The 23,230-nt window shown below is 61.8% G+C and carries 21 protein-coding genes and 1 pseudogene; all 22 read right to left on the reverse strand.

Annotation, left to right across the window (positions count from 1 at the left end):
- Positions 1 to 22 precede the first annotated feature (22 nt).
- Positions 23 to 886 carry a methyl-accepting chemotaxis protein gene (locus H9642_RS18515; RefSeq protein ID WP_433962704.1) on the reverse strand — a complete coding sequence of 288 codons (864 nt, stop codon included), beginning with the start codon at positions 884 to 886 and terminating at the stop codon, positions 23 to 25.
- Positions 878 to 1,945: pseudogene (locus tag H9642_RS18520) on the reverse strand (HAMP domain-containing protein); the annotation flags it as partial. The gene H9642_RS18515 and the pseudogene H9642_RS18520, both read right to left, overlap by 9 nt.
- 69 nt (positions 1,946 to 2,014) lie before the next feature.
- Positions 2,015 to 3,250 carry an NAD(P)/FAD-dependent oxidoreductase gene (locus tag H9642_RS12345; protein ID WP_251836751.1) on the reverse strand — a complete coding sequence of 412 codons (1,236 nt, stop codon included), beginning with the start codon at positions 3,248 to 3,250 and terminating at the stop codon, positions 2,015 to 2,017.
- 60 nt (positions 3,251 to 3,310) lie between these two features.
- A complete protein-coding gene (locus H9642_RS12350; protein WP_251836752.1) occupies positions 3,311 to 4,093 on the reverse strand; it encodes an alpha/beta fold hydrolase in 783 nt (260 codons plus the stop codon).
- 122 nt (positions 4,094 to 4,215) lie between these two features.
- Positions 4,216 to 4,929: a hypothetical protein gene (locus H9642_RS12355; protein ID WP_251836753.1), complete on the reverse strand. Its 714-nt coding sequence runs from the start codon at positions 4,927 to 4,929 to the stop codon at positions 4,216 to 4,218.
- A gap of 99 nt (positions 4,930 to 5,028) precedes the next feature.
- On the reverse strand, positions 5,029 to 5,838 hold the full coding sequence (locus H9642_RS12360; protein ID WP_251836754.1) for an SDR family NAD(P)-dependent oxidoreductase: 810 nt from the start codon (positions 5,836 to 5,838) through the stop codon (positions 5,029 to 5,031).
- Between the two features lie 20 nt (positions 5,839 to 5,858).
- Positions 5,859 to 6,989, reverse strand: coding sequence for an FAD-dependent oxidoreductase (locus tag H9642_RS12365; protein ID WP_251836755.1), 1,131 nt, complete (start codon positions 6,987 to 6,989; stop codon positions 5,859 to 5,861).
- Positions 6,990 to 7,021: 32 nt separating this feature from the next.
- Positions 7,022 to 7,810 (reverse strand): 2-oxopent-4-enoate hydratase, encoded by a 789-nt coding sequence (gene dmpE / locus H9642_RS12370; RefSeq protein ID WP_286010313.1) that lies wholly within the window; start codon positions 7,808 to 7,810, stop codon positions 7,022 to 7,024.
- A 37-nt stretch (positions 7,811 to 7,847) separates the two neighbouring features.
- On the reverse strand, positions 7,848 to 8,975 hold the full coding sequence (locus H9642_RS12375) for an FAD-dependent oxidoreductase (RefSeq protein ID WP_251836756.1): 1,128 nt from the start codon (positions 8,973 to 8,975) through the stop codon (positions 7,848 to 7,850).
- 41 nt (positions 8,976 to 9,016) lie between these two features.
- Positions 9,017 to 9,850 carry an alpha/beta fold hydrolase gene (locus tag H9642_RS12380; RefSeq protein WP_251836757.1) on the reverse strand — a complete coding sequence of 278 codons (834 nt, stop codon included), beginning with the start codon at positions 9,848 to 9,850 and terminating at the stop codon, positions 9,017 to 9,019.
- A 12-nt stretch (positions 9,851 to 9,862) separates the two neighbouring features.
- On the reverse strand, positions 9,863 to 10,306 hold the full coding sequence (locus H9642_RS12385; RefSeq protein ID WP_251836758.1) for a lipocalin-like domain-containing protein: 444 nt from the start codon (positions 10,304 to 10,306) through the stop codon (positions 9,863 to 9,865).
- Between the two features lie 21 nt (positions 10,307 to 10,327).
- The gene (locus H9642_RS12390; RefSeq protein ID WP_251836759.1) at positions 10,328 to 11,227 is read right to left on the reverse strand and encodes an alpha/beta fold hydrolase; all 900 of its coding nucleotides are present in this window, start codon (positions 11,225 to 11,227) and stop codon (positions 10,328 to 10,330) included.
- Positions 11,228 to 11,320: 93 nt separating this feature from the next.
- On the reverse strand, positions 11,321 to 12,292 hold the full coding sequence (locus H9642_RS12395) for a VOC family protein (protein ID WP_251836760.1): 972 nt from the start codon (positions 12,290 to 12,292) through the stop codon (positions 11,321 to 11,323).
- Between the two features lie 256 nt (positions 12,293 to 12,548).
- Positions 12,549 to 13,517 carry a VOC family protein gene (locus tag H9642_RS12400; protein WP_251836761.1) on the reverse strand — a complete coding sequence of 323 codons (969 nt, stop codon included), beginning with the start codon at positions 13,515 to 13,517 and terminating at the stop codon, positions 12,549 to 12,551.
- A gap of 80 nt (positions 13,518 to 13,597) precedes the next feature.
- Complete coding sequence (locus H9642_RS12405; RefSeq protein ID WP_251836762.1) at positions 13,598 to 14,137, reverse strand: VOC family protein; 540 nt, start codon at positions 14,135 to 14,137, stop codon at positions 13,598 to 13,600.
- Positions 14,138 to 14,156: 19 nt separating this feature from the next.
- The gene (locus tag H9642_RS12410) at positions 14,157 to 14,369 is read right to left on the reverse strand and encodes a ferredoxin (RefSeq protein ID WP_251836763.1); all 213 of its coding nucleotides are present in this window, start codon (positions 14,367 to 14,369) and stop codon (positions 14,157 to 14,159) included.
- 35 nt (positions 14,370 to 14,404) lie between these two features.
- Positions 14,405 to 14,914, reverse strand: a complete 510-nt coding sequence (locus H9642_RS12415) for an aromatic-ring-hydroxylating dioxygenase subunit beta (protein ID WP_251836764.1) — start codon at positions 14,912 to 14,914, stop codon at positions 14,405 to 14,407.
- On the reverse strand, positions 14,911 to 16,311 hold the full coding sequence (locus H9642_RS12420; RefSeq protein WP_251836765.1) for an aromatic ring-hydroxylating oxygenase subunit alpha: 1,401 nt from the start codon (positions 16,309 to 16,311) through the stop codon (positions 14,911 to 14,913). Before H9642_RS12420 ends, H9642_RS12415 begins: the two co-directional genes overlap by 4 nt.
- 76 nt (positions 16,312 to 16,387) lie before the next feature.
- On the reverse strand, positions 16,388 to 18,823 hold the full coding sequence (locus H9642_RS12425; RefSeq protein ID WP_251836766.1) for an efflux RND transporter permease subunit: 2,436 nt from the start codon (positions 18,821 to 18,823) through the stop codon (positions 16,388 to 16,390).
- The gene (locus tag H9642_RS12430) at positions 18,820 to 19,905 is read right to left on the reverse strand and encodes a WD40/YVTN/BNR-like repeat-containing protein (protein WP_251836767.1); all 1,086 of its coding nucleotides are present in this window, start codon (positions 19,903 to 19,905) and stop codon (positions 18,820 to 18,822) included. The genes H9642_RS12425 and H9642_RS12430 overlap by 4 nt, the downstream gene beginning before the upstream one ends.
- A 220-nt stretch (positions 19,906 to 20,125) precedes the next feature.
- Positions 20,126 to 21,490 carry a DUF1329 domain-containing protein gene (locus H9642_RS12435; RefSeq protein WP_251836768.1) on the reverse strand — a complete coding sequence of 455 codons (1,365 nt, stop codon included), beginning with the start codon at positions 21,488 to 21,490 and terminating at the stop codon, positions 20,126 to 20,128.
- Between the two features lie 38 nt (positions 21,491 to 21,528).
- Complete coding sequence (locus H9642_RS12440; protein ID WP_251836769.1) at positions 21,529 to 23,187, reverse strand: DUF1302 domain-containing protein; 1,659 nt, start codon at positions 23,185 to 23,187, stop codon at positions 21,529 to 21,531.
- Positions 23,188 to 23,230 lie beyond the last annotated feature (43 nt).

A 23,230-nucleotide genomic window follows, 5' to 3' on the forward strand; every position in this document is an offset into this window, starting at 1 on the left:
CCCGGCGATACGCCTCTATCGCTCAGGTTCGCACGCCACCGATAGCGGCATTGAGGGAATCGCCTACCTGTTCCAACTCGCGCACCGACTCTTCCAGCAAGCCGCTTGCGTGCGTGCTCTGTTCGGACACCGCCCGTACCCGCTGCATGCTGCCACCTACTTCACCGACCATCATGCTCTGCATCTGTGCGGCGGCGGCGATTTGCTGGCTCATCTGCTCCACGGCGGTAACCGCCACGGCAATTTCCCGCAGGGTGTCGGAGGCCTGCGCCACCAGCAGCACGCTTTCCCGGGTCAACGCCTGGCTGCCCTGCAAACGGCCGGCGGCCTGCTCGGCGACCTGGCGCAACTGCTGGATGATCGCCACGATATCGTCGGTTGACGCCTGCGTGCGCAGCGCAAGGTGGCGCACCTCGTCGGCCACCACCGCAAAGCCGCGACCCTGTTCGCCAGCCCGCGCCGCCTCGATGGCGGCGTTGAGCGCCAACAGGTTGGTCTGCCCGGCCAGGGCATTGATGAGATCCAGCACCTTGCCAATGGCGTTGCTTTCCAGGAGCAACAAGCCCATCGCCTCGGAGCAACCGCCCATCTCCTGCGCCAGCCGATCAATATTGTCGGTCACCCGCTGCACCAGCTCATCGCCCTTGCGCGCTTGGCTTCCCGCGCGGCCGACCGCATCGCGGGTATCGCCGGCATCGCGCGCCACCTCCTGGGCACTGACCGCCATCTGCTGCATCGCGGTCGCTGCCCGTTCGGTTTCTTCGCGCTGCTGTTCAACCCCCTGACGCGTGCGCTCGGTGACTTGTACCAGACCGCCGGCCGCCATATTCAGCTGGCCAACGCCTTGACCGATGCGGCCGACCAGGTCGCGCAAACTGTCAAGCATGCTGCCGACGCTGCCAAGCAATTGGCCGAGCTCATCGCGCCGGCCCTGGGTCGTGATGGTCGCGGTGAGATCTCCTGACGCCACTCGCTGCGTCAACGCGACGACCAGACGCAGCGGCTGAAGTATCTGGTGGCGAATCAGCAGCCCGGCGCCCGTGCAGAACACCAGCGCCATCGCCACCATGACCAGCAGCAGCCGCGAGACCTGCTTATTCAACTCCTGCCACGCGTGAACCTGCGTCCCGTTGATTACCTTGAGCACTTCGCTGACCTGCTCGGCGGAACGGCTCATTTCTGCCTGGCTGTCTCCAGCTTGCGCACGACTGGCGGCGAAGCGCTCGAAGGCCGCACGGTATTCATCCAGTGCCAGATTGGCCTGCATCAAAGATTGTTGTTCACTGCCTTCGAGCTGGCGGGCAAGCCCATCCACGTAGGAGCGCATTTCCGTCATCCGCGTCTCCCAGTCATTGCGGATCTCGGCCGTGTCTTCGAGGGTGAAGTACAACTCGCTGTTGCGCAGCGCCGCCAGTGTGTCTCGCAGCATGGAGGCTTGCTCAAGCAAGGACATGCGCAGGCTGTCTGCCGGCAACGACTGGTCAGCCAGATGGTTTACGGCATCCAGTTGATCCAGCAGCACTGCCGTAAAGCGCTCGCCCACCGCCTGCGCCCGCTCCTGCATGTGAACACGAGCTTGGCGTGCAGTGCGCTGGGCCTGGGCGTAGCGTTCAAACTGCTCCAGATACACATCGACGGCCCGAGCTGAACGGATATCGCCAGGATCTTGCGCACGCAGGAGCGTAACCAGTTCGTTCACCACCAGAGCAACCCTTATGGCCGACTCGGACGTCAACGCCAAACCGAACTCCTTCTCGGCCACCCTAGCCTGCAACAGCAGCGTTTGAATGCTTCCCGACTGGCGGATTTTTTCACCGCGCACCTCCAGCACATTCAGGGCATAGAGCGCGGTGGCGGCTACCCCCAAGGTCGATGCCATCACCAGCGCGAAGCCCAGCGATAACTTCATCCCCAGCGACAGATTGCCCAACAAGCGAGTGAACATAGCATGCCCTTTTCTGTGGGTGATGCAGCCGTGAGCCAGCGCGCTGCGTTGGAAAAAAGCCGGGGCGTCTCAGCCGAGTAATTGCTTGAGGTCGGCAGCGGTGTCGGCGATAACCGTCTTGGCCGGTGAAATACCTTGGGCCAACAGCTTGCGGGACAGGATGTGCTCCAGCGGCTGATTGATGGAGTCGACCGCAATCAGCGTGTCATCCCGGTAATGAAATACCGAGAAGCGGCCCTGCTGCGGATCGCCGCGAGTGACACACTCGGTGCGGCCGATGGACAGACCGGCCATCTGCAACTTGATATCGCCCTGATCGGACCAGAACCAGGGCACGCTGTGATAGCGGGACTCGTTGCCGGTCAGCACCTGGGACACCACGCGAGCCTGGTCATTGGCGTTCTGGATCGACTCCAGGCGGATACGCTCTTTGCCTGCGTAGGCGTTTTCATGGGCAGCGCAGTCGCCCAGGGCGAAGACATTCGGCACCGACGTTCGCATCTGTGCATCCACCAGAATGCCGTTGGCACAGGCAATGCCCGCCGCTTCTGCCAACTCGCTATTGGGCATAGCGCCCGCGCCCACAATCACCAAGTCGGCCGGCCAGTGCTGTCCTGCGCAGGTTACCGCCGTTACCCGGCCGTTGCTGCCGGCAAAGGCTTCAACGCAGGTATTGAGTTCGATGGCGATGCCCTTTGCCCGGTGCTGACCGGTGATGTATTCCGACGTGACCGGCGCCACCGAGCGCTGCAGTATCCGCTCGGCGGTTTCCAGCACCCTGACCTCCTTGCCCAGCTTGCGGGCTGTGGCAGCTACCTCCAGGCCAATAAAGCCCCCGCCCACCACGACCACGTTCTGACAGTTCTCCAGGCGTTCGCGCAAGCGCCGTGCATGCACCAGTGTGCGCAGCACTTCGACACCCTGCAGATCGCTGCCGGGGATCGACAGACTACGTGCGCGCGAGCCGGTGGCCAGCGCCAAGTGGCCGTATGCGAGTCGCTCCCCGCTAGCCAGCGTGAGGCAACTGCTGGCGACATCGATGGCCGCGACTCGGGCATCGAGTTTCAGATCGATGCGGTTGTCGCGGTAAAAACTTTCGTGTTGCAGAAGCAGTCTGTCGCCGTCATTCGCCTCACCGCTGCACATGAATGCTTTGGACAGCGGCGGACGGTGGTAGGGGTAATCCGCTTCCTCGCTGAGCAAGGTGATATCGCCGGCATAATTCGAGGCCCGCAAAGCGGCAGCCAGGCTGCAACCGCCATGACCCGCACCCACGATGACGATGCCCGTTTTTATTGTTGTCATGTTTAGTCCTCTGGCGATTGCCGATAGCTCAGGGCCGCTTCGCTGCCCAAACGCCGTGATTCAGGTGCCGACAAGAAATTTTTGTAGGATCTGCTCGACCTGTGCAGGCGCCTCGTGATTGCAGATATGCCCGACGCCGCTGATCACCGTCAGCGACGTATGGGGGTTCTGCTCAGCCATGGCGCGCATCGCTTCAACCGGGCCACCGCCATGGTCGTGCTCGGCAGCCACCAACAGGGTCGGCACGCGCAGCGAGGAGAAAGCGTCGGTCAGGTCCATGTCGATAAAGGCCTTCACGTAGGCCCGGTAGCCTTCCAGGCGGGTGCCTTTCATCATCTGCCGCAAACAGTCATCTACCTCTGGATGGCTGGCGCGAAACTCCGCGCTCAGCCAACGGTCCACGGTGATGTCGGCCAGGGTGTGGATACCCTGGGCTGCGGCGAACTCCAGGCGCGCGCGCCAGAAATCGCGGCGCTCATCCGGTTGCCGTGGCCGGCAACAGAACGCAGCCAGGCGTTCCACGCGCTGCGGATAGTCGATGCCCAACGCCAGGCCGAGGGAGCCGCCAAAGCCAAGCCCGACCACGCTGGAACTCTCGATGTCGAGCTCATCCCACAGGTTCACCACCCCGCGCACGATGTCATCGAAGCGGCAGTCCGTAGGTGGCACAGGGCTTTGGCCATGCCCCCAAGGGTCAAAACACAGCACGCGAAACGAACTGGACAAGGCGGCGGCCTGGCGCGCCCAGAATGACGCATCGTTGCCGATACCGGGGATGAAAGTCAGCCAGGGCGCCTGGTCGGAGCCCTGAATGACGTAATGGAAGCTGGGCAAGGTTTTCATCGATCGCTCACTCCTTTTTGCCACGAGGATAGAGACCGCGGCCCGCCCGGAGCCAGACGCAGAGGCCGAATACAGCTATGCGGCGATTGCATGGCTGGCACCCGGCGCCAAGCCCACCGGCATCACAAGGCACCGGCGAGCGCGTCCAGCCGCACAATGTTTTGCCCTAGGTAATAGTTCACGCCGTAAGCCGTGAAATCCTTGTCGACATCGAACAGCCTGGGCCGGACAAACAGGTAGTGGCGCCTGATCGAGTCGATGCCCGCAAGCGCTTCAGCGTCGAGTCCGGCCATGATGTGCGCATCCAGCGCCAAGATCTGCTGCTCGTCCAGCAGGATGCCCGGATACATCACCAGCCCTCCGTAAGGCCGCATCTGATAAAGAATTAGCATCCTGGCACTGGCCAGGCTCAACGCATGCAGCCGGCTCTTGGTCCGCTCGCTCGGCTGGGTGGAATAAAGGGTGCTAGCGCGCGCCACCAGGTTTGCCTGGCTATCCAGAATGACGTTGATGACGCCTAACGGCACTTCGGCCGAGCGGGTATCTAGATCGCGGATCGCCGTGGAGAAGTGGTCGAAGTCCACTTTGAGAAGCACCAGGTCAGGGTCATCCATGATCACGGCCATGGTTGCCAACCGAGTCAGGTAGTCATCACGTTTGCCATGATCGAAGGTTCTGGCAAAAGGGTCGTAGCTCAGCAGGATGCTGGAAACAATGAGGAAACTGTTGCTGCGGACGCCTTGAACCCTGTCCTGCAGCTCGTATCCGGCGCTCACCTTAAGGCAGACCAGCAACAGCAAGGGTGCGGCCATCTGCCTGATCAGGCGTGTGTTCATGTCGCGATACCTTCCCGAATTATTATTGTTGTGGAGGTAACACGGGGCTCAACACAGCCCCGTCCAAGGGCGCTTGCATGCTCCTGAATCGATCCTGATTTAAGCGCCGCGGGTGAGCAGTGTGCGATTGAGCAGGCCCTGATCGGCTACCACCGTCTGCCCCGTCATGATCTTGTTGTGCCTGGATGCCAGAAACCCATAGAGCGGGCCGTGATCCTCGGCGCTGGGCAGTTCCTGCAGCAAGCTGATCGAGCGGAACATCGACAGGAAGGCGTCTTTGGGAATGTCCGACTGCTTCTGCTCAGCCATGCCCAAGGTGCTGGGGCCGGCGAGCTGACTGTTGGCAATGCCGGCCGGCGCCACGCCGTTGACCCGGATATGCGGCGCGAACTCAAAAGCCAGTTGGCTTACCAGGCTGCGAATCGCTCCCTTGCTGGCGGTGTAGAAGGCACCGCCCCCATCGGCCGCATACGCAGCGGTGGAGGTGGTCAGCACGATGGCGCCGGCGCTTGCCTGCAGCAGGTCGGCAAAGACTCGCGCCGACAGCAGATAGCCTTTGACGTTGACGTGCATGATCTCGTCGAACAGCGAATCCAGCCGCTCTTCCGCCACCTCGCGCAGCGGCAGATTGCCATCAAAGATGCCTTGCACGCCAATCAACGCATCCAGCCGGCCGTAGCGTTCGATGATGGCGTCGCGGCAGGCACGCAAGTCTGCCAGCCGCGTTACATCGCCCTGCAGAACCAGCGCCTCGGACCCCCACTCGTGCTGCAGCTGAGCTACCTTGGCCGCGGAAACGTCGAGGATCACTACCTCGGCGCCTTGTTCTCTGCAATAGCGGGCCACGCCCAGTCCCAGGCCCGAACCACCGCCGGTAACCAGTACCACATGATCGTCAAGCATTGGCATGCTACCTCCAGATTGCGTGTTCAAATCGGTTCTGCCAGGGCTCTGAACGACTCGTCCATGATGCGCCTGTGCTCGGTCTTGTCCCCACCGCTGATTTCGATCTCCCCCAGACGCGCCGAATTTTCGACCACCATCCGGCAGCGCTCCCAACGGCGGTGCTGCCAGCGATGCAGTGCCCCGGCAAGATCGGTGGCCCCCGTCAGTTCTTCAGCCAGCACGATGGCATCCTCGATGCCGATGCACGCCCCCGACGCCAGATGAGGCGTGGTCGCGTGCACCGCATCGCCGATCAACACCACGCGTCCCCTGTGCCAGGGCTCGGGCACCAGCAAGCCTTCCAGCGGCCGGAACACCACCAGCGAGTGTTCATTCAGTTGGTCGCTGGCTTGCCGAACCTCCGGCGCCGAGAACGATTCGAGCAGGCGTTTCAGCCGAAGCAGGAATTGTTCCGGAGGAATGAAATCGTTGACTGGACGGTCTTCGTTGACGAACAGGTACATCTCGTCCTGCGAGACCGGATTGAGCCCCACCTTGAGGTGCTCGCCCACCCACAGCATGGTGCGCACGATATGCGCCGGACGGGGCAGTACCGCACGCCATACCCCCTGACCGGTGTAGCGCGGCGCTGGCGCGTTTGGCAGCAAGTGCTGGCGCATCTTGGAATAGAGGCCATCGGCGCCGATCACCAGGTCGTAGCGCTGGCGGCTGCCATCGGTGAAGCCCACCTCGACGCCCTCGGCGTCCTGCTGAAAACCGCTGAAGCTGCAGCCCAGGCGCACCTGGGTACCGCAGGCGCGCGTCGCATCGGCCAGAATCCTGGCCAGTACCGGACGCATTACCGCGCCGCTGCCCGGCACCTGATCACCCGCGATGCGTGGTGTTGGTATCTGCGCCAGCAAGTGACCGCCCGAAGACAGGATATCCAGCCCGTCACAGGCATAGCCCTCTTCCAAAAAACGCTCAAGCACGCCCAAGGTGCGGAAGGCCCGCAGCGTCGGCCCGCCGATGCTGATGCCGGCGCCGTAGCTGCGCCATTGCGGATCGATTTCCAGCAGATCGACCGCAACCCCCAGCTTGCGCAGTTGAATAGCCGCCGCCATGCCGGAAAAACCACCGCCCACGATCAGGGCATTTGCAATTGGAGTTGTCATTTTTATTCTCCCAAGCGGTATTTCAGGTGACATCAAACGAAACGCACCGAACAGGAACCGATGCCGCCGATGGACACCCGCAGGTTGTCGCCAGCGGTGACCGGGATCATCGGCCCGAGCGAGCCTGACAGAATCACTTCGCCCGCTTTCAGCGACATACCCAGGCGCCCCAGGGTATTGGCCAGCCAGGCCACGGCCACCGCCGGCGAGCCCATGGACGCCGCGCCCGCACCGGTGGCGACGATCTCGCCGTTCTTCTCCAGCACCATGCCGCACAGGCTCAGGTCCACCTCGGCCACCGGCACCAGCCGGTCGCTGAGCACGAACACCCCGCAGGAGGCGTTGTCGGCGACGGTATCCTGGATCTTGATTTTCCAGTCGCGGATACGCGAATCGACAATCTCGAAGCAGGCCATCACCCCTTCGGTGGCGCGCAGCACCTCGGCCACGGTGACGCCCGGGCCGCTCAGGTCATGCTTGAGAACGAAGGCAATCTCGCCTTCGGCCTTGGGCTGGATCAGCGCAGACGCAGCAATCGCCTCGCTGGAGTTGTACACCATGGCATCGGTAAGGATGCCAAAGTCGGGATGGTCCACCCCCAGCAGGTTCATCACCGCGACGCTGGTCACGCCGATCTTCTTGCCGACGATGCGCTCGCCGTCGTCCAGACGCCGGGCAATCAGTTGCTGCTGAATCCCGTAGGCGTCCTCAATAGTCAGTTGCGGATGGCGTGTGGTCAGCGGCTCGATGGCCTCGGCCTGGCGCAGCGCTTGGTACAGCCCAGCACTGAGACTGTGCAACACGGATGGGTCGATGCTCATGTCAATTTCCCTCACTGTTCGGTAACCGCCGCTGCCGTCAGACCGGCTCGCTCAACTTGAGCAACGCTCGCTCGACCACCGCCGTCTGCGCCTCGACCGGTGCTCGTGCCTGTTCCAGACGCCCCAGTTCCATCGAGCTTTCGGTGACCAGCCGGCACCGTCCTTCACGACGCTCCATGAAATGGGTAAAGGCCTGGGACACGGTTTGCGCCTGTTCCAGTTCCTCAGCCAGAACCAGCGCGTCCTCGATGGCCATACCGGCACCTGAGGCCAGTTGCGGTGTGGTCGGGTGCGCAGCATCGCCGATCAGCAGCACCCGATTGCGGTACCAGGGCGACGGCAGGATGAAGGCTTCCAGCGGGCGGAAGTTGATATCGGACTGCGGGTTCAACGACTCGCGAATCTGTTGGAGAATGCCGCCGTAGCCTTCCAGGCGCTTGGCCAGTTCGCTGTGGAAGTGTTCCGGTTTGATGAACACCTGGGGCGTGCGCTCCAGCAGGAACAGGTACATGTCGGTTTCCGACACCGGTGTGAAGCCCACCTTGACCGGCCCACCGAGGAAGTAGGTGCGCCGTTCGACCTGCGGCGGACGCGGCAGGAACAGGCGCCAGGCGCTCTGGCCCGTGTACTCGGGCTTGGGCGCATCCGGGAAGATCAGGCCGCGCACGCGGGAAAAAACCCCATCGGCGCCCAACACCAGGTCGTAACGGCCCTGGCTGCCATCACTGAAGGTGACATCCACCCCGGTGCCGTCCTGCTGCAGCGCCTCGATGCTCAGGCCGATGCGGATGCTGGCTCCGGCGGCGCGGGTGTGCTTCTCCAGAATGCCATGCAGCACCGGGCGCATGATGCCGCCACTGCTCTGTACTTCGCTGCCTTCGGGCATGGGTGTCGCCAGCGTGCGCAGCGGATCGCCTGCGGTATCGCAGACCTGAATGCCCTCGCCCACATACGCCTTGCGAGCCACATCCTCATACACGCCCAACTGGTGCAGGGCGCGCAAGGTCGGGCCAGTAATGGTCAAACCGGCGCCCAGCGCGCCCCATTGCGGGTTGATGTCGACCAGATCCACCGCCACGCCGATCCGGCGCAAGGTAATGGCGGCGGACATGCCGGCGGTTCCGGCGCCGACAATCAGTGCTCTTCGTGCTGCTTTGCTGGCCATATCGAGTGATCCTTGTTCTTGTTTTTAGGTAAGGGCCGGTTTCAGTCTGCCTTGAGGAAGCTGGAGGCCAGCTGGCAGAACGCGGCGGCATGTTCGATCTGGGTCCAGTGGCCACAGCGACCGAAGGCGTGCAGTTGGCTGTTGTCGATCCATTGCAGCAGGGTGAGCGAGGTTTCCAGCGGGATCACCCGATCGTCGCGACCGTGCACCAGCAGAGTCGGATGCTTGATGCCGCGCACCTGCGCTTCCTCGTGGGCCATGGCTTCGACCCAGCGCTGGCGCGGAGCCGGGAACATGCTGGCGTAAGCCTCCTGCACGCCGGGGCGTTTGCTTGCCTCGTAGCGCATGCGCACCAGGTCATCGCCGACCAGTTTCTGGTCGTAAGCGAAAATACGCATGATGGCGCGCATGTTGTCTTCCGAGGGCTCATAGCCCCAGACCGCATCCAGTCCCGCCGTCAGCTCGAAGGGCACGCCGACGCTGCCCATCAGGATCAGTTTGTTGACCCGTTCCGGGTGATGGATAGCCAGGGCCAAGGCCATGGAACCGCCAAAGGAGTTGCCGATCACGCTGGCGCGGTCGATGCCCTTGGCATCCATGAAGGCGACAATCTGCTCCAGCCACAGCTGGCGCGAATACTCGATACCTTCCGGCACCTGTGTGTAGCCGAAACCGGCCAGATCCGGCGCCAGCAGGCGGAACTGATCTTTCAGGCCCTGGATCGGTAGGCGCCAGTTGGCCCAGGCACTCACGCCCGGCCCCGAACCGTGCAGCAACAGCACCGGCTCGCCGCTGCCGATATCGTGGTAATTGGTGAGAATGGCGCCCGTCTGGATGCTCTGGCCGATTTCTGGATTGCTGGCTTGCTCGCTCATGGTCGTTCTTCCTCAATGTGCTGCGGCGCGCCGCCACACCAGGCGGGCGGTACGTGCTTGGGGAGTGCCCTCTTCCAGGCGGGCACTCAAGGTCAGGGTGCCGTCGGCATTGACCTCGAAATGGCGTTTCTGCACACCGCCTTTCCAGTTGGGGAACATGCTGATCTCGACACGGTGAGAAATGACGTCGCCGTTCACTTCGTAGCGACCGCCATAGGCCAGCATGCTGTTGTAGGCACGAGCCTTCTCATCGTTGCTGGCATTCCATTGGCCGCCGGTCTCGAAATTCGGGCGATCCTGGGCGGCGATCATGCAAGCCATGTCGCCCGCCTCGGTGTACTGAATAAAACCCTGTAGCCGCTCGCCCATGGGCAGTTCGCGGCGACCGTCGTCGTAGGCCTGTTCCCAGGAAAGAATTTCCCAGCGGCCGGCAAGCGTGAGGGGGGGTATCGACATTGTTGTTTTCCTTCTGCTGATTCAGACCGGGGGCAGGTGCGCCTTGAGGAAGGCCGCCACCACTTCGTTGTGTTCCGGAGCGCTCTCGAACTGCGCCCAATGCCCGGTGTCGCTGGCGCAATGGAAGCGGCCGTTTTGTACCTGGCGAGCAATGTGCTGGCCCAGTGACGGCGGCGTACGGTTGCGTTCGCCCCAGTACACCAGCGTGGGCGCGGCGATCTGCCGGGCCAGCGCATCGGTGACCCGATGCTGGCGAATGGTCTCGCCGGCCAGGTACTCGGCAATAAACCGCTGCTGCACCTCGGCCAATTCGGACTGTTGGTACAGAGCCTGACGTACGCGAATGGCCTCATCAGTCAGCCGTTCGGGTTTGGCCAGAATCCGCTCCATGCGTGTACGCACCGCGTCATAACTGGGGTTGCGCAGCACCTCGAGCGAGCTGGCCAGGTTGCTCGCCCAGTTCGGTTCCACATAGCCGTCGATGGCACCGGCGTCCGGCGTGTAGCCCATGGTGGTGGTCAGTACCAGCGCATTCACTCGATGCGGGTGACGCAAGGCCAGCTGCATCGCCACCCAGCCGCCCAGCGACTGGCCTTCGACACAGGCACTCGCCAGGCCCAGTTCATCCATCACATCGATGACCTGGTCCACCAGCGGCGGAATGATCTCGGGGTCATAACCCTCGGTCTGGGATTTGCCATGCCACAGGAAATCCAGGGCAATGACGTGGAAGTCCTGCGCCAGCTGGGCGATGTTACGCGCGTAGTTTTCCGCATGACCGCCCGTGCCATGCAGCAGGATCAATGCCGGCCCGGAGCCAGCCTCAATGATGCGGGTACGGTATTTTCCCTGGATCTGGCGAACCTGGCTGTGCAGCAGTTCGATCCAGTAAGGGGTTTCGCAAGGACGCGATGCAGACACGGGAGAACTCCTTGTTGCCGGCGAAATGGTCCGCCTATCGTCGGCCGACTCCGCCGCGCCAATGGCGGCGGTGAAGCAGGACCGATAGGCCGATTACAGTGTTTTGTCTTTACTGCCGGAAATCGGGCCTTTGAGGGTGCCGTCGGATTTCTCCAGGCCAAAGGTCCATTCGGTAAAGATGTGCGACGTGGCGGCAAAGTCCTGGGATTCCCACTCAGTGGTCACCACGTCCTCATCGGCGGCGTATTCCCAGGCGCCGCCAAACGGCGATTGGAAGTACCAAAAGCAGGCCGAGGAAATGATGTGCCGGCCCGGACCGGCGAAAGTCTTCCAGCCCAGCGATTCGAGGTGCTGGCCGCCGCCAATCACTTCGTGAATGTCACGCACCTTGAAGGCCAGGTGGTTGAAGCGCGTGCCCGGCACCTTGGCATTCATGAAGAACACATGATGATGGTTGCCGCTGGGCGAGCAGCGCAGAAACACGCCACGGTTGGCGTAGCGGTCTGAAACGATGAAGCCCAGGCGTTTCAGGTAGAACTGCACCGCCTGACCGGCGTCATCCACACCAATGGCCAAGTGGCTGATTTCGTGGGGTTTGGCCGCCTCGCAACGCGGCGCGCGCCGATTGATGCGGTCGGGGCGGCCTGGCGAGTTGAAGCGCGTCGCTTCATACACCGCGGAACGGCGCTGGGCCAAGCGAAAGGCCAGGTTGATGCCCAGGTCATCGACGCTGTGCAGCACACCCTCGGCATCGAACTCGGCGCGCCGGTCACTGCCCAACTCCTCGGCCAGGGCCAGCAGGCTGGCGCGATCCTCTACACCCCAGACCACCTCGCACATACCGCTACCACCGCCCACTGGGCGACGATCCGCGCGCGCCTCATCGGCCTGTGCCACATGCACTTCGGAGCCGTCGACGCTGCGAAAGATCCTCACCTCGGGGTCGACAGACGCAACAGGTGTCAGCCCCCAGTCGGTGGCGAAGCGAACGGCGTCGTCAACGTTCTCGACCGCGAACTTGATGCACTCTACGCCGGTGAAGCGAAAACGATTTTCCGATGCCATGCTGATCTTCCCGTTTCTTCTTGTAGTTATTCATGGGCCTGGCACGGGGCCGGCCCAACCCCAGACAATCGCGTGAAAATCATTCTAAGAATGCCCCTTGGCACGAGCCACCCAAGTTGAATCAATCCAGCTATCTGCGAAGTGAATACAGTGCCGGCTCGTATGCCGTGTGGCAGACGGTGGTGACACTGAAAAACAGGGCGCTGAAAAACACGAAACCGCACCTGAGTGCGGTTTCGTGTTTCTGCGGTGGGAGTCAGGCTTTAGCCACCTCTTCAGTGGTCGGCTTGACCGGCGGCGGGCCGAAGGGTGCCCAGTTCTCGCACACCTGCAGCAGGTAGGCCTGGGCATTGTCCACGTGCAGAGGCTTTTCCCGGGGTACCCAGTTGTCGTCGTGTTGGTCCATGTCGGCGTCATACTCGAAACGACAGCCCAGCACACTTTCGAAATACCAGAACCAGTTTGAACCGAACGAGTGACGGCCCGGCCCCCAGAAGCTGCTGTAACCCAGCTCGCGGAAACGATTGCCCGCCTCCATCACCTCGCTCGGGCCACCGAGGTGAAACGCCATGTGCTCCACGCCCTTGAGTTGGGGCGGAGTCTGGATCAGGAACATAGTGTGGTGTTCCTGGGTGCCCTTGGGCCGCATGAACGGGCCACCCCCGAGGCGGTCGTTGCAGCGAAAGGCCAGGCGCTCGGTGTAGAAGGCTTCGGCCTTGGGTACATCGGGCACGAACAGCGCAAAGTGGCCCAGCGAGCGGAGCTGCACCCGAGCCGGGGTATCCGGGTCAATACCGACCACGTTGACACCCCGTTGCAGCGGCGCGCCCGGTGCGTTGATCTTTTCCGCCGGCAGGCTGATCTCGCGGCGCACCGTCAGCTGGAAAGCCAGGTGAATACCCATGTCGTCGACCGCCTCCAGGCTGCCGTCGTCCATGCGCCGCACTTCGCGGTCCTTGCCGAGTTCGGCGGCGATCTGCTCCAGGCTCCGCTGATCGCTAACCCCGTAGATGATCTTGCGCAGCTTGTTGGTGGGGCTCAGCGCCGGGGGCAGCGCCGGATCGTTGACGTCACAGATGACCACACCCGTGCCGTCCAGGGTTTCGAACAATTGACCATGACGAGTGCTACCCGCGGCTTGCAGGCCAAAATCCGTCATGTACCTGGCGGCGGTGGCGATGTCGTCAACCGCGAAAACCAGCGCGTCTGGACCGATGATGTTCATACATTTCGTGCTCTTGTTAGTGTACGAAGGGGGTATGCGGGGCGCCTGGCATGACCGCGACGCCCCGGCGCAGCAGTCAATCATGAGGTGATGCTGACGTTCTCGCCGTGCCGCAGGGCGTCCATGCGCGCGCTCAGCTCGCCGTCGACGTAGTACAACTCGGTGTAGCAACCGATCAGCTCACGGGTGTCGAAGTAGCTCCAGCGGCAATTGCCGAACGGCCCCTCGAAGAAACCGGCCATGGCTTTGACCACGCCCTGTTCGAGGTAATGGCTTACCGCCTGGTCGTATTCCTCGGCATTGCTCTGGCGAAAGCCGATGTGGTGCGGACCAAAGCCGCGGGTTTCCTGCAAGTCCTTGTACAGGCTCTGGCCGCCGTCATGGCGGGCCAGCTCGATCAGGGTGTCGCCGGCATAGCCGTAGGCGCAGCTGAACTGGAAATCGCCCGGTTTGCCCCAGAGCTCCTTCTGGGTCTGCTCCTTGGCCAGGTCGTAGGCAATGTTCCAGACTTCGACGCCATTGGTTTTTTTCCACACCTCGATGGCGGCCTCGATGTCGTCGACCACGAAGCAGATCTGGTCGAACTTGCCACCAATAATATTCTTGACGTTATTACTCATGTCCTGCGCTCCTGAATAGTTAGTCTTGGACGACTCGGCAACTGATGGCGTTGGCGGGACAGTCGCGTGCCGCGTCTTCCATTTCGTCCAGGCGCGAGATATCCACGAAGCGCATTTTCAACCGCGCAACATTGCCCTCCGGCTCCATTTCAAACACATCATCAGATCCCAGGCACAGTCCATAGCCCTGGCACTTCTTGGTATCCAGAATGACCTCAACTCGTTCTGCCATCGCACTGCTCTCTTGTTCTTGTTGGGCTCAGATGGTTACAGGAACACACCCAGGTTTGGCGTCTGCAACACGGCCTCGGTGATGACGGCCTTGCGCTTGAGCAACTTCGCGCCCGTGTCCGTGAGGCGCAGCAGGTCATAGCGGCGAACGGGGACCACGTCGCCCTTGTCGTCGTGGCCGCGCTGGCGGTACATGATCATCGCGCTGATCACCGAGATCACGTCCTCCTGTTCGGTGGGCTCCACCAGCAGGCTGCCCACCAGACGCAGAGTGCGGGAGGCCGGAACTTCGGCCCAAGCGTGGCCGCTTTCCAGGCGCGCAATACGGGTCTGGATATGAGCCTTGGAATCGCTGATGCGGTAGGCGCCGTCGGGGAATTCCTCGGCGTAGGTCTTCATCGCGATGCGAATGGGCACTTCATAGTTGAGTTCGTCATCGAGCATGTCGTACCAGTCGCGAAAGCGTCGCTCATCCAGCAACAAGGCTTCGGTGGCAAGAAACTCGGCGGCAATCTCGCGCAGCTGGGGGTCGGTTTTCTGGCTCATCTCTGCGCTCCTTTATTACAGGCATCATCGCGAATAATCCGCTCGGCCTTGCCGTCGGCCATTTCCTTCAGCCAGCGGCGCCAGAAGGCTTCCTGGGAGGACTCGCCGTACACCGAGGGATGGAAGTTACCCGGCCCTTTCCAGGTTTCGTCGATCGGCTCGCGCTTTTGCTGATAATGCAGCTGAGTGCCCTTGGCGCGGTTCCAGGGGCTCGATGCCGCCTTAGCAATGCCTTCCCAGACTGCCGTGTCGTCCTGCTCGAAAATACCGCCGGAGCCAAAACCGAACTGGCCCGCCAAGTAGCATTTTTCGATGAACTCATCCGGCAGGAAGGCGTATTCAAGCTCGTAGTTCCACAGTTCCATGACGCCTGGCGCAACCGGCTGCCACACACGAATACTGGTGAAAGGCACCGGCATTTCGCCAGGAACCGCAGGCTGCGGAAAGCGCAGGTAGCTGAAGTTGGGGAAAATCGTGCCGATGGTCGGCGGCTTGTTGGTGATCATCTCGATCTGGGTTTCATCCAGGCCCGATAGGTCGAACTGCTCGCGAAACTCGGGCGGGTATCCCCACATTTCAAACATGGGATGAATCAGCTTGGGCAGGTCGTGGCCGATGAAGCTGTTGCCGTTACCGAAGTCATAGGCGCAGGCAACACTACTGACCTCGTTGACCGCGGGAATGAAGTTCGACAGGGACGCCGACAAGTGCGCGGTACTGACGTGGTAGGCATCGCCGCTGAAGTTCTCCGCCCCGCTCTTCCAGTCCGCCTTGACGATAAAGCGCTCGGGCTCCTTGAGAACTCGCATGCCGTCCGGATGCAAGCCGAAAATGGCATCGAACATCCAGGCTGCCCCGCCCAGGTATTCCCGTAGCGGCGGTACGTTGTCCGACAGCGAGGTGAAGATGAAGCCATGGAGTACTTCGACCCGTGGCGTGCGCAGCAGGCCCCATTCCTTTTTATCCAGCGGCCCGCCGTAGGCATCGTCCAAATGCGGCGCACCGGCCCAGTCGCCATTATTACGATAGACCCAACCGTGATAGGGGCATTTAAAGGTACTGGCATTACCCTTATCGTGATGGCATATCTCACTACCCCGGTGACGGCAGTGATTAAGCAAGACATTAATCTCTCCACTGTTATCGCGGGTAATTATCACCTTATCCAGACCCAGGCGGCGAAGAACGAAATCACCTTTATTGGGAATTTCGGAAGTATGGGCAACGAAGATCCAGTTACGGGTAAAGATGCGCTCCATCTCGGCCCGGAACACCGTGTCATCGCGGAACACTTCGACGGGCAGCAGGCCTTGATCCATACCGGCTTCTACGCGCTGACACAGGTTATCCAGAAACGCATCACGATCACCCGAATAGATAAGATCGTAATTCAACATACTATGCACCTCACTCATTATAATTATTATCGAAACTTGCATTTATATAGAAGCCACTCTAAAACAAGCTTCTTACTTAAACAACAACAGCCTTGACATTTGATCTCGCGCTATTGCTCACAACTTCAATATCACCGTCAACTGCAACTTTAGTCTTGAGCAGGAAGTGTGAGAGCGCAGGAACTAATATGAGCGCACCGAGCATGTTCCACAGGAACATGAATGCCAGCAGTATTCCCATATCCGCCTGGAATTTAATGGGGCTGAGAACCCAGGTGGCCACGCCGAGGGACAGGGTGACCCCGGTGAGCATCACCACCTTGCCGGTGAAGATCAGCGAACGGTAATACGCCACCGACAGCGGCTGACCCGACTTCAGTTGCACCAGCATCACCGAGAGGATGTACAGCGCGTAATCGACACCAATTCCCACGCCCAGCGCGATGACCGGCAACGTCGCCACCTTCACGCCCATGCCCAGGCCGACCATCAAGGCCTCGGCCAGGATCGAGGTCAGCATCAGCGGCAGAATGGCGATCACCACCGCGCGCCACGAGCGGAACGTGATCAGAGCCAGCAGAGAAACGATGGCGTAGACCAGGACGTTCATCTTCAGCCAGGCGTCCTTCACCACGATGTTGGTCGCCGCCTCGATTCCCGCCGAACCCGCAGCCAGCAGGAAGCGCACCTCGTCCGTGTTATTGACAGTGGCAAACTGTTCGACATGCTCGACCACGCGGGACAGGGTCGCCGCCTTGTGGTCAGTCAGGTAGACGTACATGGTCAACAACGAGCAAGCATCGTCATACAGCCCGCGCGGGGCGCCCGCCGTGACGGCGTTAAGCATCGACTGGTTGGGCACGAAGTCGTACCACTTCGGGTTGCCTTCGTTGAGCGCCGCGCTCATGCGACGGTTGAGCAGTGCCAGGGTATTGGTGCTTTCTACGCCCGGCAGCTGGCGCAATTGCCATTCCAGCGAGTCCACCTTGTTCAACGTTTCGTACGCCGAACAGTAGCCCGCCGGGGTCTTGACCATGATCGCCAGGACGTCGCTGGACGCGCCGTAGCTGGCGTTTAGGAAGGCCACGTCGCGGTTGTAGCGACTGTCCTGGCGCAGCTCCGGCGCGCCCGGGTCCAGATCACCGACCTGCAGATGGGAGGCGATCAGCAGCCCGACCGCCGCCAACGCCACGGCGCCGAGAATGGCCACGCTGGCCCAGCGACGCTCGGTAAAACAGCCGAGGAAGCGCCACAACAGGTGCTTGCGCTGCCCGGATTGTTCCGCGTGTTCGGCGCGCAGGCTGCGCTGGGCGGCGGCGCGACCGACGCCGACATAACTGAGAATGACCGGCAACAGGATCAGGTTGGTCATGATCAGCACCGCCACACCGATCGAGGCGGCCAGTGCCAGCTCGCGGATCGCCTGAATATCGAACACCAGCAGCACGCCGAAGCCCACCGCATCGATCACCAGCGCCGCTAGGCCCGCGCCGAACAGGCGGCGGAACGTCAGACGCGCGGCGATCAGCTTACTCGAACCACGGCCGACGTCCTGCAGGATGCCGTTCATCTTTTGCGAGCCGTGGCTGATGCCGATGGCGAACACCAGGAAGGGCACGAGAATCGAATAGGGGTCCAGCGCGTAGCCCAGTGTCGGCAACATGCCCAATTGCCAAACCACCGCGATCAGTGAGGAGGTCACCACCGCCGCCGTTGCCCGCCAGCAGCGGGTGTACCAGAACAGGATCGACGCACCCAGGCCAATGGTGATGGCGAAGAACAGCATCACCATGCGCACACCGTCGATAAGGTCGCCCACCAGCTTGGCGAAGCCGGTGATGTACACGCCGTAGCCCTGCGCCTCGTACTTGGCACGCAGTATTTCCAGCGACTCGGCCAGGGCCGGATAATCCAGCGGGCGGCCTTGCGCATCGCTGGATAGCAGCGGCACGAAGATCACGCTGGAGGTGAAGTCAGTGGATACACTGTGGCCAATTTCCCCCGAACGACTCAGGTTGGCAGCCAATTGCTCCAGGCTCTGCGCCGAGCCGTCATAACCGTCGGGGATCACCGGCCCACCTTCCAGGCCGTCCTCGGTCACGCCGGCCCAACGGGTCGAGGGCGTCCAGAGCGACTTCATCTGCATCCGGTTGACGCCGGGCAAGAGAAACAGCTCATCGTTCAGTTCACGCAGCGCCTCCATGTAACGGGCGTCGTAGATGGTGCCGTCCGGGTTGGAAACAGCCATGCGCACCGCGTTGCCCAGACCGACCAGGTCATTCTGGTGGTGCATGAAGTTCTGAATATAGGGGTGACCCTGAGGGATCATCTTCTCGAAGCTGGCCGCCAGTTCCAGGCGGGTCAGTTGGAAGGAGAGAAACGCGGTCAAGACCGCACACAGCAGAATTACGATCAGACGGTGGTTGAAAATGGCCCGTTCGACGAACGAACCGGAGGCGGAATTGAAGTCCCTCGCTGACAGGGCGCATGGGGTTTCTGTTTGCAGGTTCATGGACGACGCTCCTCATCACCCAAGCGCAGCGTCGAGACACCACTGCCGCTCAGCAACACGACGGTTTCAGGATTGATGACCAGGATGCCGTTCAGCGCCGCTCGAGGCTGGCTGCTCACCGGCGTCAGACGCCGAGGCCCGAGCATCAGTACCTGGCCCGCCTGGCTGACGAAATAAAGGCTGCCGTTCGCGGCAAGGCTTGAGGCGGTAAGCGATGCGGAGCTGCCGGCATCCAGCGCCTGCCAGCTGCCACCACCGTCTTGACTGCGCAGCACGGTGCCTTTGAGGCCGGCCACCACCATCTCGCTCGGCGACAGCAGCTCGACGGTGAACAGGCTGCCAGCGTAGGGAATGTCCACCGGGGTAAAGTGCTCGCCACTATCCGTGGAGCGCAGCACCAGCCCACGCTCTCCGACAATGACAATCACCTGGCCGTGCTGGCGCACGGAATACAGGTGCATGCCGTCGGGGTTGTCCAGCCGCCCCATCCATGAGGTCCAGGTCTGGCCGAAATCGCTCGAGGAAAAAGCCAGGCCGTAGGCGCCTACCACCAGCAGCTCGCCCGCCTCACCCAGGTGCACATCGAGCAAGGGTTTATCCGGCCCCTCGTCCCGCAGCAGGCGGGCACTTTCCTGCATCAGCTCATCACCGGAGGCCTCGGCCTCGGCGGCCGCCAGCTGGGCGACGCTGACGCCATCCAAGCGCTGGATCCAGCTTTCACCATTGTCGGTGGAGGTCAACACCACCCCGCCGTGCCCGACCGCGACACCACGCTGGTCGGCACCAAAGCGAACGGCGGTCAAGGTTACACTGACCGGCGTCGGCGCTTGGCGCCAGTGAACGCCGCCGTCATCCGACAGCACCACCAGGCCGCGCTCACCCACCGCGACGATACGCCCGCTGGCACTGGTGGCAGCGCCGAGCAACACGGCCTTTTCCGCCTGGGCGATCTGCACCGCCGGTCGTTGCAAGGCATCGGCAAAGTCCGCACCGGAGGACACCAGGGCGAACACACCGACCGAGATCCCGCAGAGTACCGACCCGAGCACGCCATTACGCAGCTGTTTCACTTTCCAGTTCATGGGACATGCCTCTGGATTTCTTATTATCAACTTCAACCGCTAGCCATCGACTAAGCGGCAGGCTTGGACCGAGTGTATGAACCGCCCAGAGGCTCGGCTACGCGGCAGGCTCAATTTCAGTTATCTAAAAAATGGACACCTTGGGGCGTCACGCTCAGTGGCTGACGCTCCGGAAATGAAAAAGGGGCCTTGCGGCCCCTTCTTTAACTCCACTGCTATCTCAACGCACGCTGTTACCGGACAGGCCAGCCGGAGAGAACACCGACTCACTGCCGCCGTCATGCAACACGTAGTGCTTGGGCTTGCTGTTATGCAGCTGCGCCACGAAGCCAGTGCCGGCCAGCAGGTCGTAATACCCAAAGGTTGCTATCGCGGAGCCAGGCAGCTCCGGCACGACCATGGGGATCGACCACATGGTGCGCCATAGCTGGCCCTTAGCGTCCCAGCGATCGGCCAGTGTGCAGACCCAGGTATCCTCGTCGCAGTAGTAGCGGCTCTTGGCGGCCTGATGGCGAGCGCCGTTGCGCACGTTGGCCTCGACCACCCAGACGCGATGCTTCTCCCAGCGCACATGGTCGGGATTCAGGTGGCCCGGCGACAACACGTCCATATCGTCGCTCGGCTGTAGCAGGCGGTTGCTGTTGTAGGGGATGTACATCTCCTCCTTGCCGATCAGTTTCCAGTCAAAGCGGTCCATGCGCCCGGTCCAGGTGTACATCTCGTCAAACGTCATCACCCCCGCCGCCGCGGGTGTCGGCGTATCGCAGCAGCCGTTCGGCAGTTTGCGCACCCGGCGTTGACCCTTAAGGTAGACCCAGGTCTGCAACTGATCGGGGTCCAGGTATTCGTGGGCCAGCAAGGCCTCGCCCGCACGCAGCGGCGGACCGATGTTGCGGATCGCCACCTGCCAGAACGGCTTATTGGCCTTCTCGTACTGTTCCAGGTTGCTGTTCTGGTCGTAAAACGGCAATTGCTCGTTGGTCACCGCATCGGTCACCAGGACCGAGCGCCCATCGGCGAGGATCTGGTACCAGGTCGTATGGTGCTCGAAACGCATCCCGCGCCAACGCAGCACGTGATTCCACATGACCTGCTCGGCACTTTGGGCAATAGGGAACGGGATACCGCCGTAAACGCCCTTGGGCACGCCCTTTTCCAGGGTGCCGCGGGTGGCGTTGGCGAAGGTGTTGTCATACACCCACTGCGGCGCCGCCGCAGTTCGGTGCGTGGGATAGACGTCGATACGGAAGGAGTCGGGATACTTCTTCAGCATCGCCTTGGTGCCTTCCGTGAGCTGCGCGGCGTGCTGTTCCATATTGCGCGCCGTGATCGAGAGCAGCGGCTTTTCGTCCTTGAACGGATCACCCCGTCGCCCGCCTGCCGTATCGCCGGCCGTTGCCGTGGTCAAACCGCCGGCCCAGGCCGGAATGGAGCCGTCGGCGTTACCCGCCCTTTCGGCGCCCAGTGGAGTCAAATCACCTTTGAGACGCTGGGCCTGATCGGCACTCACGCTGGCATGGACGGACGTCGCAAGGGCACAGGCCACCAGCGCCAGGCCTTGTCCTATAGCAAGAAGCTTTTTCATAGATACCTCACCGCTCTTGTTATTGTTTTAAAGCCGTTTCAGAAGCTATGTCTGACCGTGACAGCGACGAAATCACGATCTTTACGGGCCTGGCGATAGCTGAACTCATTGTTCTCATCCAGGAACTCGCCACCTGGGCCAAAGAAGCGGGTATACGCCAGGTTGAACTCCCACTCACTCATGTACAGGCCGCTGAGGCCGAGGGTGAAGTCGCCGCCGCCCTCGGGTGGTACCGCCGAGGAACCGAGAATGTTGCGCGAGCCATTGGGCGAGAAACCGACCCCGAGTGGTACGCCAACATCCCAGCCGGAAAACAGCTGGCGGTAGGTCGGCTTGAACACCGCCCGCATGGACCAGGCATCACGGGTTGCGTTGGTATCCAGCGCTGCACAGCTCTGCTCGCAGTTCAGCAGACGCGTCCAGGCGACTTCCGCCACCAGACTGGCCTCGTTCCACAGCGGGGTATGTGGCACGCTCCAGATGGTCGAGACGTTGATATGCGCGGTATCACCCACGGCATAGGCAGGGTTGTCCCGGTTATCGGGGCTGGCAATCACACCCGGCGGGGCCAGGGCCGAGGCATCCACGGCATGGGTGGAGGCCAGGGACTGGTCCTTGCGGATCGACGCTTCGGTCGCCAGGTTGATTTCGCCAAAGCTGCGGCTGGCACTGATGCCATACAGCGTGGTGTCCTCGTGATAGGCCAGGTAATAGCTAGTCGGCATAGTTGGCCCCATCGGACCGAACGGCTGGCCCAAGCGCATCACCTGCTGGAAATCCTTGTCGTGAAAACGCAGGGCATAGAAGCCCAGGTCGGTTTCACCCAGACGCCAGCGCAACTGGACACCGAACTGGCCGGAATCGCTGGCCGCCATGTCGGATTCACGCTCAGCAGACAACCCTGGCCCCATCAACAGCCGCTCCGCCCCGCTGCCGACCACATCGGAGAAGGAGAAATAGCTTCCCACCGCCGGTATGCGGTTGTGCAGATGGCGGACCTGGTAATAGCCCTCGAGCGTGAGGTCGCTGCTCAGCTCCAGCTGCGCCGATATCTGCGGCACCGGCAGCACGAATTCCTTGGCCTCGGCAGTCGGATCGCCCAGCAGGCGGGTGATATCGAATGCGCTCTGCGCTCCGGCAATGGCGTTGTTGGCGAAGAACAGGCTCTCACCCCAGACCAACGAATGTTGCCCGACCCGCAAGCCGGCGGCCATGTCGCCCAGCTGGAATCGCCCGAACAGGAAGGCATCACGCAACTCCACGTCGCGGCCATGCTGTTCGCGGGTCTTCTTGGTGAATTCGTTGTACTCACGCGAACGATGATTGACCGTGCCGCCGGGGTTGTCGTTCTCGCGGTTGTACACCGTGTCGTACAGGCCTTGGGCGCTGATACGCGCACCGAAGCCATGGTCGCTGACCACGTCCAGCTCGCTGTACAGCTCGAGACGGTTGGAAATCAGGCCGGTGCTGAAATTCTGATTGCCATCGTCCAGGTTGGGGTTGGCCAGCAGCTCGCTGTCACGCTCCTGAGTACGGAAGGCCGCCGAGTAACGCAGCGTGTTGGTGAAGTCGGCCCTGACGCCATCCGCCACCTCCCAACTCAGGGATGCCCAGCCAGCGGAGGGCAACAACGAGGCCGACAACAGCACTGTCCCCCACGCTAAATAGCCATTTTTGTTTTTCTTCATGTAGATCATGGGTTTAGCTCCGCACATTTATCATTATTGTTTGGCGTTACGC

The organism is Serpens gallinarum (genome assembly GCF_014836765.1).
Taxonomy (GTDB): Bacteria; Pseudomonadota; Gammaproteobacteria; order Pseudomonadales; family Pseudomonadaceae; genus Serpens; species Serpens gallinarum.